Annotated in this window: 15 protein-coding genes; 8 read left to right on the plus strand and 7 right to left on the minus strand. The window is 61.8% G+C overall.

Going from position 1 to position 16501, the window contains the following annotated elements:
* Window positions 1–12: 12 nt before the first annotated feature.
* Window positions 13–480, plus strand: a complete 468-nt coding sequence (locus WH87_RS12500) for a GNAT family N-acetyltransferase (RefSeq protein ID WP_052726175.1) — start codon at window positions 13–15, stop codon at window positions 478–480.
* Here the strand turns inward: WH87_RS12500 and WH87_RS12505 are convergent.
* Entirely contained in the window at window positions 477–1397 is a 921-nt protein-coding gene (locus WH87_RS12505) for a flagellar motor protein MotB (protein ID WP_046137446.1), read from the minus strand. The two genes, WH87_RS12500 and WH87_RS12505, sit on opposite strands and share 4 nt — an antisense overlap.
* A gap of 21 nt (window positions 1398–1418) precedes the next feature.
* Window positions 1419–2282 (minus strand): flagellar motor stator protein MotA, encoded by an 864-nt coding sequence (gene motA, locus WH87_RS12510; RefSeq protein ID WP_046137445.1) that lies wholly within the window; start codon window positions 2280–2282, stop codon window positions 1419–1421.
* A gap of 313 nt (window positions 2283–2595) precedes the next feature.
* Between motA and WH87_RS12515 the strand changes: the two genes are divergently transcribed.
* The 3 genes from WH87_RS12515 to catB all read left to right on the plus strand — a co-directional run bounded on the left by WH87_RS12515 (window position 2596) and on the right by catB (window position 7876).
* The gene (locus WH87_RS12515) at window positions 2596–3294 is read left to right on the plus strand and encodes a hypothetical protein (RefSeq protein WP_156458216.1); all 699 of its coding nucleotides are present in this window, start codon (window positions 2596–2598) and stop codon (window positions 3292–3294) included.
* Window positions 3295–3533: 239 nt separating this feature from the next.
* Window positions 3534–6845, plus strand: a complete 3312-nt coding sequence (gene carB, locus WH87_RS12520; RefSeq protein WP_046137443.1) for a carbamoyl-phosphate synthase large subunit — start codon at window positions 3534–3536, stop codon at window positions 6843–6845.
* Between the two features lie 401 nt (window positions 6846–7246).
* Window positions 7247–7876 (plus strand): type B chloramphenicol O-acetyltransferase, encoded by a 630-nt coding sequence (catB, locus tag WH87_RS12525; RefSeq protein ID WP_046137442.1) that lies wholly within the window; start codon window positions 7247–7249, stop codon window positions 7874–7876.
* 88 nt (window positions 7877–7964) lie between these two features.
* Here catB and ltaE read toward each other — a convergent pair whose 3' ends face one another.
* Entirely contained in the window at window positions 7965–8987 is a 1023-nt protein-coding gene (ltaE, locus tag WH87_RS12530; protein WP_046137441.1) for a low-specificity L-threonine aldolase, read from the minus strand.
* 75 nt (window positions 8988–9062) lie between these two features.
* The gene (locus tag WH87_RS12535) at window positions 9063–10043 is read right to left on the minus strand and encodes a methyltransferase (protein ID WP_046137440.1); all 981 of its coding nucleotides are present in this window, start codon (window positions 10041–10043) and stop codon (window positions 9063–9065) included.
* Window positions 10044–10567: 524 nt separating this feature from the next.
* Here WH87_RS12535 and WH87_RS12540 point away from each other — a divergent pair.
* On the plus strand, window positions 10568–10777 hold the full coding sequence (locus WH87_RS12540; protein ID WP_046137439.1) for a cold-shock protein: 210 nt from the start codon (window positions 10568–10570) through the stop codon (window positions 10775–10777).
* A gap of 679 nt (window positions 10778–11456) precedes the next feature.
* On the opposite strand, the gene proC is transcribed toward WH87_RS12540, so the two are convergent.
* The 3 genes from proC to WH87_RS12560 all read right to left on the minus strand — a co-directional run bounded on the left by proC (window position 11457) and on the right by WH87_RS12560 (window position 13485).
* Window positions 11457–12284 (minus strand): pyrroline-5-carboxylate reductase, encoded by an 828-nt coding sequence (proC, locus tag WH87_RS12550; RefSeq protein ID WP_046137438.1) that lies wholly within the window; start codon window positions 12282–12284, stop codon window positions 11457–11459.
* Window positions 12281–12781: a type III secretion system chaperone family protein gene (locus tag WH87_RS12555; RefSeq protein ID WP_046137437.1), complete on the minus strand. Its 501-nt coding sequence runs from the start codon at window positions 12779–12781 to the stop codon at window positions 12281–12283. The genes proC and WH87_RS12555 overlap by 4 nt, the downstream gene beginning before the upstream one ends.
* A 452-nt stretch (window positions 12782–13233) precedes the next feature.
* Window positions 13234–13485 carry an accessory factor UbiK family protein gene (locus WH87_RS12560; protein WP_046137436.1) on the minus strand — a complete coding sequence of 84 codons (252 nt, stop codon included), beginning with the start codon at window positions 13483–13485 and terminating at the stop codon, window positions 13234–13236.
* Window positions 13486–13592: 107 nt separating this feature from the next.
* Between WH87_RS12560 and lgt the strand changes: the two genes are divergently transcribed.
* From lgt to pgeF, 3 genes are all read left to right on the plus strand, one after another.
* The gene (lgt, locus tag WH87_RS12565) at window positions 13593–14417 is read left to right on the plus strand and encodes a prolipoprotein diacylglyceryl transferase (protein WP_046137435.1); all 825 of its coding nucleotides are present in this window, start codon (window positions 13593–13595) and stop codon (window positions 14415–14417) included.
* 170 nt (window positions 14418–14587) lie between these two features.
* Entirely contained in the window at window positions 14588–15670 is a 1083-nt protein-coding gene (locus tag WH87_RS12570; protein WP_046137434.1) for a class I SAM-dependent methyltransferase, read from the plus strand.
* Window positions 15667–16437 carry a peptidoglycan editing factor PgeF gene (gene pgeF / locus WH87_RS12575; RefSeq protein ID WP_046137433.1) on the plus strand — a complete coding sequence of 257 codons (771 nt, stop codon included), beginning with the start codon at window positions 15667–15669 and terminating at the stop codon, window positions 16435–16437. The genes WH87_RS12570 and pgeF overlap by 4 nt, the downstream gene beginning before the upstream one ends.
* Window positions 16438–16501: the final 64 nt, after the last annotated feature.

The raw sequence follows: 16501 nt of genomic DNA on the forward strand, positions 1-16501 counted from the left end.
CCGGGAATAGTGATGACCAGCCTGACCTTCCGCGACGCAACACCAGCCGATATCCCGACCATGCTCATCCTGGGCCACGCTGGCGACTCCCGTGGCGCCGCCACCCCGCCGCTTGATCACAGCACGCTCACCGATCCACGCTATCGCGCCGCGTTCGATGCCATCACGGCAAACCCCGATCATCGCCTGATCGTGGCCGAGCAGAACGGGGAGATCGTCGGTACCCTGCAGATTTCTTTCATCCCCGGCCTGCCCAACTTCGGCACGAAGCGTGGCATGCTCGAGAACGTGCATATCCGCGCCGATCAGCGCGGCACGGGGCTGGGCAGCCAGATGGTCAGGTGGGCTGTTGAGGTGTGTCGCGCGGGCGGCTGCGACATGGTCCAGCTCACCTCAAACAAGGTGCGCACGGATGCGCACCGGTTCTATGAAAAGCTTGGCTTCAAGAAATCCCACGAGGGCTTCAAGCTGGCGCTTTAGGGCGTCAGCCCCGGCGGCACCGGCGGCGCTTCATACAGCACGGTGATCTTGATGCGCTCATTGGCGGCCATATAGGGATCGTTGGGGAAGAACGGATCGGTCGTCGAGCGGCCGATCACCGACTTGATGCGGTTCTCCACCAGTCCTGATTCACCCAGAATGCTGCGCACCACATTGGCGCGGTCCGTCGACAGCTCCCACGAGCTATAGCGCGGATTGGCATAGGTGCCGCCCGCAGCCGTGTGGCCAGAGATATTGATCTGGTTGGACAGCTTCTGCAGCGTCGGCGCAATTGCAGCGATCGCCTTACGGGTGATCTCGTAGGGGTACTTGGACCCTTCGGGGAACATCGGCGCGCCGTCCTGATCGATGATCTGGATATCGAGACCTTCATCGGTCACTTCAACAAGCAGGTTGTCCGACACTTCGGTCAGGTCTGGATTGGCCTGCCAGGCCTGGCGAATGCTCGCCGCAGCGCTGTGGAACACCTGAGAATAGGTGGATTTCAGCGCCTCGGACGAAGCCTTGGTCTCGTCGTGATCGGTCTGCTGATCGCCATTGCGGCCGCCCAGAATGGCGCCCTGCGCCCCAAGCGTGCCGCCATCCGGGGCCAGCGAGACGTCAGCCGTAATATCAGGCGCCGCGCCCGCGGACTGTGCCCCGTTGGCATCCAGCGCTGTACCGCCCATGATGCCGCCTGCCCCGCTCACGGACATGCTGACATTGGGGGGCGCGAAGTAGTTGGCCAGGCCTTCTTTCTGTTCGGGCGTGGTCATCGAGATCAGCCAGAGCAGCAGGAAGAAGGCCATCATGGCGGTCACGAAGTCGGCATAAGCGATCTTCCAGGCGCCGCCGTGGTGGGCGTGCTTGTTGCGCTTGACCTTCTTGATGATGATGGGTTGATCGTACCCGGCCATGAGACGTTCTTTCTTTTAGACCTAAGCGTTAGCAGGCAGACCTGCGGTCGCCGCATCGACCTCGGCAAAGGTCGGACGCACTTCCGACATCAGCATCTTGCGGGCAAATTCGATGGCCATCACCGGCGGATTGCCCGACACGTGGGCAAGAAGGCCGGTCTTGAGGGAGAGGAAATACTTGTCCTCGGACTCAAAGATGTTGCGCAGCGACTGCGCCATCGGGGCAAAGAAGCCATAGGCCACGAACACGCCGAAGAACGTGCCCACCAGAGCGCCACCGATCATGTGACCGAGCACTTCTGGCGGCTCGCTGATCGCGCCCATGGTGTGAATAACGCCGAGAACGGCGGCCACGATGCCCAGAGCCGGCGTACCGTCGGCCAGCGCCTGAATGGCGCCAACCAGGCGCTCGCGCTCCTGGTGGTGGGTTTCCAGTTCCTCGTCCATCAGCGCTTCCATCTCGTGCACATTGTTGGTGCCGAGCGTAACCATGCGCATGTAATCGCAGACAAATTCCACCGCGTGGTGGTTTTTGGCGAAGGTGGGGAAGCGGTTGAACAGCGAGGATTCGTGTGGGTTCTCGATATGCGGCTCCAGCGCCAGAATGCCCTTGGACTGGATCAGCTTGAACATGGAAAACTGCATGCCAAGCAGCTCCACATAGGCCGCCTTGTTGTAGCGCGGACCTTTGAACAGTGTGCCGAACACACCCAGCGACTGCTTCAGCACCGCGCCGGTATTGCCGATGATGAATGCGCCGATGGCGGCGCCGAGAATGATGACGAATTCGAACGGCTGCCACAGCACCTCGAAGTGGCCGCCGACGCCCATATACCCAACGAGCACCGAGCCAACCACAACCGCAATGCCGATGATAAAGCGCATCTAATCAACCTGTAATTCAAGCGTCGGCGGGCATGCAGCAACGCAACACGCATCACCGCCCGAAGGCCGTTCGATCTGAGAGGGGAGCAAGCTTGCCGCGCCCCCGCAACCAATAATGGGTCATTAGCCTTAACAGCCGGTTATTCCCGGCGAGTCCCGCGGGGCCACATTGTCCCGATCTGGACATTGCTGTGGCCACGACTTCATCGCAGGTCTCAAACCAATGCAGACAACTGAATCAATTCAGTAAATCGCCCATTCAGAACGCACTGTCATATTGGTGTGGAAATGGTCGCATCTTGGGAGGTTAGTCTTGTCGATGATCGAGCAGGATAATGAGCCGCACTATATGGGCGCCGTCATGGGCCGTTACGTGCTGGGCAACAATGCGCGCATTCCCGGCGTCAATATCTTTGCCTGTCGGGCTCGCTATATTTCACCCACCACGTTCATTGCCGCTGCTCCTGTAGTGGGCACGATCGGCGAAACCGTCCGCGCCTCCTTCGCGCCCTTTGGTGCTTTGCGTGGCACCATCTCCCGGCACGTGTCTGACGGCTTTGCAGTCAAAATCGATGCCAGCGACACCAAGCGGATCGAGCTGGCGCGCCATATCGACAGCCTCCGCGGTCACACCTGGAATGGCCCGTCCAACAAGCGCTCTGAACGCCGCTTCATGCCGGCCGAGCCCCGCTCGATCCTCACGCTCGATAACGGCGACGTCATTCCCTGCCTGATTGTGGATTTCTCCGCCATCGGCGCATCGGTGTCAGCAGACCTGCAACCCAGCGTCGGCACCAGCCTCACCATTGGCGAGGTCTCCTGCAAGGTTGTGCGCCTGTTCGACGTGGGCTTCGCCGTACTGTTCGATTCTCCACAAAACGAAGACGCCGAAGAAATGCTCAAGGCCCCGCAGAAGTGGCGCGACTCGCTCAACCTCGTGCGGAGTACCCAGATCGATATCTTCGATCCTGCCGATATCCCCGATATGGATGGGGTCTATCCCGACTTTTGAGCCTGGGCAGAGATGTCACAGGTTGAGCCAAACCGCCGCACCGGCCAACAAGGCTTGAATTGGACATGTCCGCCCCCTTCCCTTTCGGGACCATCTCCGCTAGACAGCCCACCTAACCACCATGTCTGGACCTTCCACCGCGCCGCAGCGCTCAGTTGCCGCGCGGTTTCGCGCGAGACAGGTGCTGTCCGGGCGATTCTTCCTGTCGCCCAGCCGTTATGAACAGTTGAGCGAGCACCATGCCAAAACGTACCGACATTAAATCGATCCTCATCATCGGTGCGGGTCCGATCATCATTGGACAGGCATGCGAGTTCGACTACTCGGGCACACAGGCGTGCAAGGCTCTCAAGGAAGAGGGCTACCGCATCATCCTGGTGAACTCGAACCCAGCGACGATCATGACCGATCCGGATCTGGCCGATGCGACCTATATGGAGCCCATCACTCCAGAAGTCGTCGCCAAGATCATCGAAAAGGAACGCCCCGACGCCCTGCTCCCAACCATGGGTGGCCAGACGGCGCTGAACTGCGCGCTGTCGCTGCGCAAGATGGGCGTGCTGGAGAAGTTCGGCGTTGAGATGATCGGCGCGACTGCCGAAGCCATCGACAAGGCTGAAGACCGCGAGCTGTTCCGCGACGCCATGAAGAAGATCGGGCTGGAAACACCCCGCTCCATGCTGGCGCACAACACCATCGAAGCGCTGCAGGCGCTCGAGGTCATCGGCCTGCCCGCCATCATCCGCCCATCGTTCACCCTCGGCGGCACCGGCGGCGGCATTGCCTATAACCGCGAAGAATACCTCGCCATCGTCGAGAGCGGTGTCGATGCTTCCCCGACCAACGAAGTTCTGGTGGAAGAAAGCGTACTCGGCTGGAAAGAGTACGAAATGGAGGTTGTCCGCGACAAGAAGGACAACTGCATCATCATCTGCTCGATCGAGAACATCGATCCAATGGGCGTGCACACCGGCGACTCCATCACCGTTGCCCCTGCCCTGACCCTGACCGACAAAGAATACCAGATCATGCGCGACGCCTCGCTGGCTGTCCTGCGCGAGATCGGCGTTGAGACCGGCGGCTCGAACGTGCAGTTCGGCATCAACCCGGCCGATGGCCGGATGGTCGTCATCGAAATGAACCCACGCGTGAGCCGTTCGTCGGCCCTCGCCTCCAAGGCAACCGGCTTCCCGATTGCCAAGGTCGCGGCACGCCTCGCTGTTGGCTACACGCTCGACGAACTGGACAACGACATCACCGGCGGCGCGACCCCAGCATCGTTCGAACCGACCATCGACTATGTCGTCACCAAGATCCCACGCTTTGCCTTCGAGAAGTTCCCCGGCGCCGATGATCGCCTGACCACCTCGATGAAGTCGGTCGGCGAAGCCATGGCCATCGGCCGCACCTTCCAGGAAAGCCTGCAGAAGGCCCTGCGCTCGCTGGAAACCGGCCTGACCGGTCTCAACGAAGCCGTCATCCCGGGTCTGGGCGAAGGCGAAGACAAGAACGCCATCAAGGCCGCTCTTGGCACCCCAACGCCAAACCGCCTGCTGCAGGTTGCCGAGGCCATGCGCCTGGGCATGAGCAACGAAGATATCTTCGAGGCATGCAAGATCGATCCATGGTTCCTTGAGCAGATCAAGGGCATCGTGGACATGGAAGCCAAGGTGCGCGAGCTCGGCCTGCCCGATAACGCGCCGGCCCTGCGCTCGCTCAAGGCCATGGGCTTCTCGGACAAGCGCCTGGCCCAGCTGACCAACCTCAAGCCAAGCGACGTGCGCAAGCTCCGTCACTCGCTCGAAGTGCGTCCGGTCTACAAGCGCATCGACACATCGGCTGCCGAGTTTGCCTCGCCAACCGCCTATATGTACTCGACCTACGAAGCGCCCTTTAACGGCGTCGTGGCCGACGAGGCACGCCCATCCGATCGCAAGAAGGTCGTCATTCTCGGCGGCGGTCCAAACCGTATCGGCCAGGGCATCGAGTTCGACTATTGCTGCTGCCATGCCGCCTTCGCGCTGGCCGAAGCTGGCTATGAAACCATCATGGTCAACTGCAACCCCGAGACCGTCTCGACCGACTATGACACCTCGGACCGCCTCTATTTCGAGCCGCTGACCGAAGAAGACGTCATCGAAATCCTCGAGACCGAAAAGCAGAACGGCACGCTCCACGGCGTCATCGTCCAGTTCGGCGGCCAGACCCCGCTGAACCTGGCCGAAGCCGTGCAGAAGGCCGGCGTGCCGATCCTGGGCACCCAGCCAGACGCCATCGACTTGGCCGAAGACCGCGACCTGTTCTCCAAGCTCCTCAACAAGCTCGAGCTGACCCAGCCCAAGAATGGCATTGCCTATTCGCTGGAGCAGGCCCGTCTGGTTGCCGAGCGCCTTGGCTACCCATTGGTGATCCGCCCAAGCTACGTGCTGGGTGGCCGCGCCATGGCCATCGTGCACTCGGCGTCCGAGTTCGAGCGCTATGTGCAGGATACCCTGACCGGCCTCGTGCCGCCCGATATCCTGATGCGCTACCCCAACGATAAGACCGGCCAGATCAACTCTGTCCTGTCCGACAACCCGCTGCTGTTTGATGCATACCTGTCCGGCGCCACCGAAATCGACGTCGACGCCCTGTGCGATGGCGAGACGGTTTTCGTGGCCGGTATCATGGAGCACATTGAAGAAGCAGGCATTCACTCCGGCGACTCTGCCTGCTCGCTCCCACCCCAGAACCTCTCTCCCGAGATCCTGGCAGAGCTCAAGCGTCAGACCGCCCAGCTGGCTTTCGCGCTCAAGGTCGGCGGCCTGATGAACGTTCAGTACGCTCTCAAGGACGGCGTGATCTACCTGCTCGAAGTCAACCCGCGCGCCTCGCGCACGGTGCCCTTCGTTGCCAAGGTCATCGGCGAGCCCATCGCCAAGATCGCCTCGCGCATCATGGCCGGTGAAAGCCTTGCCAGCTTTGGCCTCGTGGAAAAGACGTTCAAGCACATCGCCGTCAAGGAAGCCGTGTTCCCGTTCAACCGCTTCCCAGGCGTTGATACGGTGCTTGGCCCAGAGATGAAGTCGACCGGTGAAGTCATCGGCCTCGACACCAACTTCGCCGTGGCCTTCGCCAAGTCGCAGATGGGTGCAGGCCAGAAGGTGCCGACCTCCGGCAAGGCTTTCATCTCGGTTCGCGACGAAGACAAGCCACTGATCATCGACATGGCCCGCCATCTCGTGGAAGCCGGCTTTGAGATCCTCGCCACTGGCGGCACCCAGCGCTATCTGGTCGACAACAACATTGCTGCGACCAAGATCAACAAGGTGCTCGAAGGCCGTCCACACATCGTGGACTCCATGAAGAATGGCGGCGTGCAGCTGGTGATCAACACCACCGATGGCATGAAGTCGATCAGCGACAGCCGCGACATCCGTCGCACGGCCCTGCTCGCCAAGATCCCCTACTACACGACCATCGACGGCGCTCTTGCCGCTGTCGAAGGCATCGTCGCCCTCAAGAGCGGCAGCCTCCAGGTCCGCTCGCTGCAAAGCTACTTCGCAGCCTAAGACATTTGCCTCCCCCTTCTCGTAAGGGGGAGGCGCCACACTGGGGATTTCTCCCCCTATCGTCATTGCCCGGCTCGTCCGGGCAATCCATTGCCGCCGCGCCGAAAGATGGATCACCCGGCCAAGCCGGGTGATGACGGCGGCGAGGGAAACGCGCAGACGGCCCACCAACGACCGGCGCCTTGACACCCGATCCAGCGCCCCTATGCTCTCCCCATGATGATCGAAGCAACCAAGCACCCCGTGCACCTGATCGCCTAAGGCGTTCAGCGGAGCACTTCCGACAGGCGACAGCCGCCTGGTTCATGACCGCCTCGTGGCGGCTATGCGGACGTTTGGATTCATCACCCTGCCCACATGCACTCCAGAGCGAGGCAAGGCAGGTCGATTTCAGAGACATCATGACCAATTATTTCAAGGATGCCTTTAGCGGCATTCAACTGCATGAGCAGGTCACCAACCCCAATATCGTGGTTGGTCGCTTCAGCTACTATTCCGGCTATTATCACGGCCACAGCTTCGACGATTGCGCCCGCTACCTGCTGCCGCATGAGGGGGCGGACCGCCTGATCGTCGGCAGCTTCTGCTCCATCGGGTCGGGCGCCGCCTTCATCATGGCTGGTAATCAGGGCCATCGCTATGACTGGGTCAGCTCGTTCCCGTTCTTCTACATGCCCGAAGAGCCAGCCTTTGCCGGCGCCACCGACGCCTATTCGCCATCGGGCGATACGGTGATCGGCAATGATGTGTGGATCGGCAGCGAAGCCATCATCATGCCCGGCATCACCATCGGCCACGGCGCCGTCATCGGCACGCGCGCCTTGGTCAGCAAAAACGTCGAACCCTACGCCATCGTCGGCGGCAACCCCGCCAAACTGATCCGTAAACGCTTCGACGACGAGCCCATCTCTCAGCTGCTCGAAATGGCCTGGTGGGACTGGACAGACGAAGAGCTCAGGGCAGCGATGCCCCTGCTCTGTAGCGCCAATATCCCGGCACTCCACAAGCATTGGCTGGAACGACTGGACTAACCCCAACCACAACGTCATCCCCGCGAAAGCGGGGATCTCCCTTTACAAGACAGGGGGATTCCCGCTTTCGCGGGAATGACATCGTGGGCTACTTACCTTCAAAAAACGCCACAACCGCTGCCAGCGCGCCATCGATCGCATCATCATCGATGTCGATATGCGTCACCCAGCGCTGCTTGCCATAGGTGCCCAGAATGCCAACGCCCGCCGCGGCCATGGCCGCGTCAAAGCGCTCGGCAATGTCCTTGTCCGCATCGACAAAGATGATGTTGGTATCGGGTGTTACCACTTTCAGCGCCGGATAGGCCGCAAGGCCCTCCGCCAGCCGCTTGGCGCGACGGTGATCATCGGCGAGCCGCGCCACATTGTGGTCGAGCGCATAAAGCCCCGCTGCCGCGAGAATGCCCGACTGGCGCATGCTGCCGCCCAGCATCTTGCGATGGCGACGTGCCTTGTCGATCAAATCCTGCCGCCCCACCAGCACCGAGCCAACCGGCGCCCCGAGCCCCTTGGACAGGCAGATCGACACCGTATCGAACGCCGCGGTAAAGCTCTTGATATCAGTCCCCAGCGCCGCGCAGGCATTGAACGCGCGCGCGCCATCGAGATGAAAGCCCAGCGCGCGGCGCTGCGCAATCTCGGCCACTGCATTCATATAGGCCATGGGCAGCGCCCGGCCGCCAAAGGTGTTTTCCAGCGCGATCACCGTGGTGCGCGCGTAGTGGTGATCGTCCGGCTTGATCGCCGCCTCGATATCGCCCAGCGCCATGGTTCCGTCAGCCTGATGGGCGATCGGCTGCGGCTGGATCGAGCCCAACACCGCCGCGCCACCCGCCTCATGGCTGTAAAGATGGGCGTCCTGCCCGGCGATATACTCGTCGCCGCGCCCGCAATGGCTCATCAACGCCAAGAGGTTTGATTGCGTGCCCGAGGGCACGTAGATCGCGTCGTCCTTGCCCAGCATCGCCGCCATGCGCTGCTCCAGCTGCAACACGGTCGGATCATCGCGGAACACGTCATCGCCCACTTCGGCCTCAGCCATGGCGGCGCGCATGCCCGCAGATGGACGAGTTACTGTGTCGGAGCGAAAATCGTAGCGAATGGTGTTCATGGCGGGCTCGTGCGTTGTCAGCGCAATCGCGCCGGAGAAGGCTCAAGCCATAGCGAGTGAACGCCGCCTCAGCAATCAGGCAGCGACGTGCCCGCCGTCTTCGCCATGGTCATTGGCTGCCGTCAGCTCCACGGGCGGTTTGCGCGCCACAACCAGAATGCCGGTGATCGGTTGCCCGCGATCCATGCGCAGCACCGCCGTTTCAAAGCGTAGCACTTCGAGCCCCGCCACCACCAGCGCATCGCGCGTCGCGGCCACGCCATGGGCATAGCGAAGCGACGCCCGCAGAAACACCGGCTCTTCGCCATCATGGGCTTCGAGAGAAAACGCCAACATGCCGCCCGGCTGCATAGCCGGCACCACTGCCGACAAAACAGGCGGCAGCGCACCGCAATAAATGAACACATCGGCCGCCGTCACCAGGTCAGCCGTGCCACTGCGATGGGAGAGGAATTCAACCAGCTCGGCCTTGTCCAGCCGATCATAAATGCCCTTGCGCGCCGTTTCGGCGATCATGGCGGCGGACAGGTCGATCCCTTCGAGGAACCCAACCTTGCCGCGCAGCTTCTCGCCCATCAGGCCAGTGCCGCACCCCAGATCCAGCGCCTGGGCAAAGCCGTCGATTCCCTGACGGCTCATTTCTTCGTTCAGCATCGCATCCAGCATTTCGGGAACGCGATAGCCCAGCTTGTCCACCAGCGCCGCTTCAAACTGCGGCGCGTATTGGTCGAAGAGCGCTTCGACATAGCTGACCGCCGTGCCCTCCCCGGCGCGGCCCGCGCCATGCGCTGCCAGCTTCAGCTCAGCCCCAAACAGCCCATTGTCGTCGAGAGCTTCAAGGTGCCGCCATGCTGAGATAGCGCCCGATACGTTGCCGGCTTTTTCGTGATAGCTGCCCAGCAGATCCCAGCCCGCAGCCCAGTCCGGCACCAGCTCCAGCGCCTGTTCCATCAGATCGGCCGCTGCGGCGTGATCCTTGTCCTCGGCAAGCAGTCTGGCATAGCCAGCGCGCCGATCAGCAATCACGTCACCGGATGAATGAAACGCCTGGGTCAAGCGAGCTGTAACTCTGGGGGGCCGGCTCCATCGCGCGGCTGGCGGGATTTGCCGGAAAACGGTGCCGAAATCAAGCAATTCGTTGCACCACATCTCCGTGATGCTACGGAAGTGTCGGTTCCCCGTCACACAATTTGGGTTACTATGAGCCCGTCCAGCACAGACCTATACAGCCCATGCAGGACACACGTTTTCGGGCCAAGGGTAGAGACCTCCGCTCCTGGCTTTCTATCCCGCGTCGACAAATCACCAGAAGACTTCGGCGCAAATACTTGACGATCTTGTTTTATCCCTCGGAAAGAGTCCATCTTTCCGGGCAGCTTGCTATGGTAAAACGGTATATTGAACCGCGTTTTCTTTCGCGCTACGCTCGTCGCTATCGAATATTGCGGCCGACCGATCTGATCCTGCGAATTCCATTCGCGCCTGCTGACGTCACTACCCGATAGTTTTCGATAACTTGAGTCCGGGTCAATCCTGGCCGGGACTGCCTACAGCAGCGACTGCACGAGGGAACGCGCATCATGGCAACTGGCACCGTAAAGTGGTTCAACGGCCAAAAGGGCTTTGGCTTTATTCAGCCCGACGAAGGCGGGGCGGACGTCTTCGTCCACATTTCCGCCGTCCAGCGGTCGGGCCTGAACGGGCTCGATGAGGGGCAAAAGGTCAACTACGAGATCGTCAAGGACAAGCGCACCGGCAAGTCCGCCGCCGACAATCTCTCCCCAGCATAAGTTTCAAAGCCAATCCATCAAGGCGCGTTCCTCGGGAGGGGACCGCGCCTTTTTTGTTGGGGCGGACGTTGGGCGCCCCGTAGACCTCATCCTGAGCCCGTCGAAGGACGAGGTCGTAGCTCCCTCACCACCACCAACCACCGCTCCCTCCCCCGTCACCACCCGGCTGGTCCGGGTGGTCCATGGAGCGCACCACAAGATGGATTGCCCGGACAAGCCGGGCACTGACGGTGGTGGAGGTATGACGGATCAAATCCGTGGACAGCGACTGTCGGTGCGAAAGCGTGCGGTCTAAGGGACGACGCGACACAAGCGCCCATCCCCACCAACCGACCTCCACTCCCGCCCCATCGTCACCACCCGGCTTGTCCGGGTAGTCCATGGAGCGCACCACAAGGTGGATTGCCCGGACAAGCCGGGCAACGACGGCGGTGGAGGTGTTGGCGTGGAGATATGACGGATCAAATCCGTGGCCAGCGACTGTCGGTGCGAAAGCGTGCGGTCTAAGGGACGACGCGACACAAGCGCGCTTCACCACCAACCACCACCCCTCCCCCATCGTCACCACCCGGCTTGTCCGGGTGGTCCATGGAACGCACCACAAGATGGATTGCCCGGACAAGCCGGGCAATGACGGTGGCGTGTAGTGGCGTGTGAAATGAAACCGCGGCGGGGAAGCCTAACCCCGACCGAGTTCTTCGCTGCGGCGCTTGGCGGCGTCGACCGTCCGGCCGATCAATTGCACCAGACCATCCTGCTCGGCCATCAACACAGCAAGACCAGCCGCGGTCGTGCCGTTGGGCGAGGTCACATTCTGCCGCAGAATCGATGGTGCTGCGGAATCAGCCTCCAGCAAGGCTGCCGAACCGATCACGGTCTGACGCGCCAGTTGCTCGGCAACGGCATTAGGCAAGCCCTGCTGCTTGGCTGCAGCGGCGAGCGCCTCAACCAGATAGAACACATAGGCCGGACCCGAGCCGGACACAGCCGTGACCACATCGAGCTGGGCCTCATCATCAAACCAGACCACAGGCCCCGCAGCACTGAGAAGTGCCTCTGCGGCCTGCCGGTTTTCCGCGCTGACATCATCGCCGGCGACAGCGCCGGTAATGCCCTTGCCAATTTGCGCGGGGGTGTTGGGCATGGTGCGGATCACGCGGCCCATGTCCAGCCCAGCCGAAAGCCGTGCCAGATCAATACCCGCAGCGATCGAGATGGCCAGCGTACGCGGCCCGACGATCGGGCGCAGCGACGTCAGAACCGCATCGATAATCTGCGGCTTGACCGCCAGCACCAGCACATTGGGCAGCAGCCCCAGCGCGTCGGTGTTGAGCGTCAGGCCATAGTCTTCGGCCAGTTCCAGCGCAGCCGGACCGGGCGACGGGTCGACGAGAATAAGATTGTTGGGCGGCAGCCCCGCATCAAGCCAACCCCGCGCCAGCGCGATCCCCATCTTGCCGGCGCCAACCAGCATGACCGGACCAATGCTGGCCAGGTCGGCGCTCATGCCTCACCAACCGTTTCGAACATCACATGGCTCATCGCGTCAGCGGCAGTCTTGCCGGCCCACACGACGAACTGGAATGCCTGATAATAGAGATCGCAGCTATCGGTCGCTGAGCGCAGCAGCGCTTCGCATTGCTGGGGCGAGACTTCAGCGCCACCGGTCAAAAGGTGCGAGTTGCGGAACAGCACCACGCCTTCCTTGTTCCAGATGTCGAAATGACCGATCCACAGCTGCTCATTGATCAACGAAATCAACTGCTTGATCTCGTTGCGCCGTCCCTCTGGCACCTTGAGGTCGAACGCCGACGCGATGTGTAGCGATTCCAGATCTTCCATCCAGTTGAAGGATACGTGGTAATCGCACCAGCCGCCGCGGACCGAGATCGAAATCTCGTCGGCATCCTGCCGTTCGAAATTCCAGTCATTGATCGATGCGATGTGCTCGATGATGTCCACCGGGTGGACAACGCGATCGGGCTCGACTTGGAGGAGTGACATCGACGACTTCCGTCCTGACAACGCGTGGCTCAAGTTGATGCGACCAGAATCTGGCCGGCAAAATGGGGTACTCAGGGAACTGGCCGCACGCACGAAGGCTTACGAATCGTCCTGATGAAGAGACCCTACACCTCCCTTTTGATTCAGGGGACGCGAGGCAGGCCAAGGACGGTAATCTCTTGTGGATGATCAGGCAGGAAGTGTTAACAGACTGTTAACATCGAGAAGGACGAGACCCGCGCAAGACTTGAGGTTTCGTTTACTTTTCGGGGGCGCAAAATCACCCCGATTTGATCGTTTATTCCGATCATGGATCAATGCTTGTGCCAACTCGGCACAGATGTTGACCCGGAGGCCGGTGCGGCGGCGGCCGACACGTCGGGGTCACAGCCCCGCCGGAACGCAGCCCAGCCGGATCGGCCGGGCCACATCATTTTGCTTGTCGAAAAAGCTTAGTTCTTGGCTGGCGCGCCACGCAGCGCGGCAACTTCCTTTCGCAGCGCGTCGATTTCTTCGCCCTGCACCTGAACCAGCTCGCGCAGGGCGTCGAAGTCCTCGCGCTTGACCAGGTCCATATCGACCACGATCCGCTGCGCCTGCGACTTCACGACAGTTTCGACCTCGCGGCGAACGCCATCGGCAACACCGGCGGCCTCGTTCATAACGCGGCCCAGTCCGTCGAAGATCCTGTTGTTCTGGCTCATCGCAATTCCATCCTGTTTGGCTTTGGATGATATTTAGGTGATGGGGCCCGACTTGACCAGAGTGGCCGAAGCGGCAATGGTCCGCCGCAACGTCGCAGGAGCCAGCTTTGCCCTTCCCCGATATTGATCCAATCGCCTTTGCCATCGGTCCCTTCGCGGTGCGCTGGTATGCCTTGGGCTATCTGTTCGGCGTCGGCCTCGGCGCGCTTTATGGCTATCGCCTTCTGTCCAACAAGCAGCTCTGGGCCAAGGGTGAGCCGCCCTTTGAAGCCAAGGACATCTGGGACTTTGCCTTTTGGACCATGCTGGCCATCGTACTCGGCGGTCGCATCGGCTATGTGCTGTTCTATAACCTGCCCTATTACCTCTCCAATCCGCTCGAGATCATCAACACGCTTGATGGCGGCATGTCCTATCATGGCGGCATGTTGGGACTGATGCTGGCGGTGATCCTGTTCACGCGCAAAAAGGGTGGCAACTGGCTGAGCGGGCTCGACCTGATCGCCTCGGTCTCCACCATCGGCATCTTCCTCGTGCGCATCGCCAACTTCATCAATGCCGAACTCTATGGCGCGCCGACCAATGCACCCTGGGGCGTCATTTTCCCCACCGATCCACTGCAAGTGCCCCGCCACCCCAGCCAGCTCTATGAAGCCGCGCTTGAAGGCCTGCTGCTGTTCATCGTCATCCGCATCTTCACCCATGTGTTCCACAGCCTGCGCCGCCCCGGCATGGTCGCCGGCATTTTCGGCATCGGCTATGGCCTGGCACGGATCACCGTGGAATTCGTCCGTCTGCCCGACGCCCAGCTTGGCTACCTCTACGGCACCGGCTGGATCACCCAGGGCATGGTGCTGAGCGTGCCCATGGTCATCGCCGGCCTTGGCTTCGTGATCTACGCCGCCACCCGCAAGCAAAGTGCGCTGCGCTAGTTCTTCACCTCTCCCTTTGGGGGAGAGGTCGGCGCGCAGCGACGGGTGAGGGGGCCTGTCGCGGAACCACACCCAGTAAAGGCCCCCTCACCCGCCCTAAAGGGCGACCTCTCCCCCAAAGGGAGAGGTGATGTTGCGGCTCCATTCGAACTCATGCGAAACGTCTTGTTATGACCGAAACCGCCCCCACCCTGCCCGAACTCATCGACATGCAGATCCGCACCACCGGTCCGATGTCGGTAGCCACCTATATGGGGCTGTGCCTGACGCACCCGTCCAAGGGCTATTACAAGAACGCCGATCCGCTGGGCGCCAAGGGTGACTTTGTCACGGCGCCCGAGATCAGCCAGATGTTCGGCGAGCTGGTCGGGTTCTTCTTCGTCAACCTCTGGCAGCAAATGGGCCAGCCCAAAGAGTTCACCCTGCTCGAACTCGGCCCCGGTCGCGGCACGCTGATGGCCGATATGCTGCGCGTCGCCTGCCGCGCCGAAGGGTTTCGCGACGCGCTCGACCTCAGGCTGTTTGAGACCAATCCGACGCTGATCGCCGAGCAGAATGCCCGCCTCGCCGCCTATGATCCCAAATGGATCGACGCCTTTGACAAGGTCGGCGATGGCCCGCTGCTGGTGGTCGCCAACGAGTTTTTCGACGCCCTGCCCATTCGACAGTTCGTCCGCGCCGCCGATGGCTGGCATGAGCGCGTCGTCGGCCTCACCGAGGGCAAGCGCGCCTTTGGCATGTCGCCCACGCCTTTCCCGGCCGATGCCATGCCCGCTGCGCTGGCCAATGCCGTCCCCGACAGCATTCTCGAAGTGGCTCTGGCCGGTGCCGAAGTCGTCAACCGGCTGGCCGACACCATCTCGACCCAGGGCGGCGCGATCCTTGCTATCGATTATGGCTATGAGCGCACCCAGACCGGCGAGACGCTGCAAGGCGTGCGCCGCCACGCCTATGCCGACGTGCTGGAAGCCCCGGGCGATACCGACCTGTCCGCCCATGTCGATTTCGAAGCGCTGGGCAATGTCGCGCGCATCCAGGGCCTCAATGTCCAGCCGCTGCTCGGCCAGGGCGAGTTCCTCAATCGCTTGGGCATCAGCGACCGCGCCGCGACGCTCAGCGCCGCCAATCCGGGGTCTTCGGCTGATATCGCTGCCGCCAAGGCCCGCCTCACCGCCCCCGATCAGATGGGCACGCTGTTCAAGGTGTTCTGCGCCGCCAGCCCCGGCCTTTATCCTCCGGCCTTCACCGAATGACCCGCCCCTTCGTCCAAAGCCCCCGCCTCGGCGCTGTCGCCGAAATTCGCCACGGCTTTTTTGGCCGCGAAGGCGGTGGCTCGTTGGGTGAGTTCGCCTCCAACAACATGTCGACCAGCACGGGCGACAGCGCCGATCTTGTCACGGCCAATCGCGCCGGGGCCACTGCCGCGCTGGGTTTTGACCCCGCCAGCCTCTGCGTCCTCAAGCAGGTCCACTCGGCAAAGGTCGTCGTCGTCGACGCCATGCCCGCTCATGGCAATGCGATCGAGGCCGACGCCATGGTCACGCGCCTGCCCGCGCTCGCGCTGGGCATCCTCACCGCCGACTGTACGCCGATCCTGTTCGCGGATCCGCAGGCCGGCGTCATTGGCGCGGCCCATGCCGGCTGGCGCGGCGCGGTCGATGGCATAGTCGGCAACACCATCGCGGCCATGATCGACCTCGGCGCCCGGCCCGAGCGCATCATCGCCGCCATCGGCCCCACCATATCGGGCCCCAACTACGAGGTTGGCGAGCAGTTCCGCTCCGATTTCCTCGCGCTTCATCCCAACGGCGAGCATGTGTTCCACACCCCGCCCGGCGGCAAGGTCCACTTCGATCTGCCCCGGTTTGTCGCCGAACAACTCGGCGCTGCTGGCGTGTCGCAGATCGATTCTGTGGGGGGCTGCACCTATGGGCAGCCCGAGCGATATTTCTCCCATCGCTATGCGACCCATCAGCAAACGCGCACCGGCCGACAGATCGCCATCATCGGACTGACGTAATTCTTTCATCATCCGCCATTTGTCGCGTTGCGAGTCTCGTCCGCACCCGCTAAAGGTGCCCGCG

It is taken from the genome of Devosia epidermidihirudinis (genome assembly GCF_000971295.1).
Lineage (GTDB): Bacteria > Pseudomonadota > Alphaproteobacteria > Rhizobiales > Devosiaceae > Devosia > Devosia epidermidihirudinis.

Excerpts from the sequence above, each read along its gene's own strand:
- catB (WP_046137442.1), top strand. The coding sequence starts at position 7,247 with ATGACCAATTATTTCAAGGATGCCTTTAGCGGCATTCAACTGCATGAG.
- WH87_RS12505 (WP_046137446.1), bottom strand. The coding sequence starts at position 1,397 with ATGGCCGGGTACGATCAACCCATCATCATCAAGAAGGTCAAGCGCAAC.
- WH87_RS12555 (WP_046137437.1), bottom strand. The coding sequence starts at position 12,781 with ATGTCACTCCTCCAAGTCGAGCCCGATCGCGTTGTCCACCCGGTGGAC.
- motA (WP_046137445.1), bottom strand. The coding sequence starts at position 2,282 with ATGCGCTTTATCATCGGCATTGCGGTTGTGGTTGGCTCGGTGCTCGTT.
- ltaE (WP_046137441.1), bottom strand. The coding sequence starts at position 8,987 with ATGAACACCATTCGCTACGATTTTCGCTCCGACACAGTAACTCGTCCA.
- WH87_RS12540 (WP_046137439.1), top strand. The coding sequence starts at position 10,568 with ATGGCAACTGGCACCGTAAAGTGGTTCAACGGCCAAAAGGGCTTTGGC.
- carB (WP_046137443.1), top strand. The coding sequence starts at position 3,534 with ATGCCAAAACGTACCGACATTAAATCGATCCTCATCATCGGTGCGGGT.
- WH87_RS12500 (WP_052726175.1), top strand. The coding sequence starts at position 13 with ATGACCAGCCTGACCTTCCGCGACGCAACACCAGCCGATATCCCGACC.
- WH87_RS12570 (WP_046137434.1), top strand. The coding sequence starts at position 14,588 with ATGACCGAAACCGCCCCCACCCTGCCCGAACTCATCGACATGCAGATC.
- WH87_RS12560 (WP_046137436.1), bottom strand. The coding sequence starts at position 13,485 with ATGAGCCAGAACAACAGGATCTTCGACGGACTGGGCCGCGTTATGAAC.
- pgeF (WP_046137433.1), top strand. The coding sequence starts at position 15,667 with ATGACCCGCCCCTTCGTCCAAAGCCCCCGCCTCGGCGCTGTCGCCGAA.
- proC (WP_046137438.1), bottom strand. The coding sequence starts at position 12,284 with ATGAGCGCCGACCTGGCCAGCATTGGTCCGGTCATGCTGGTTGGCGCC.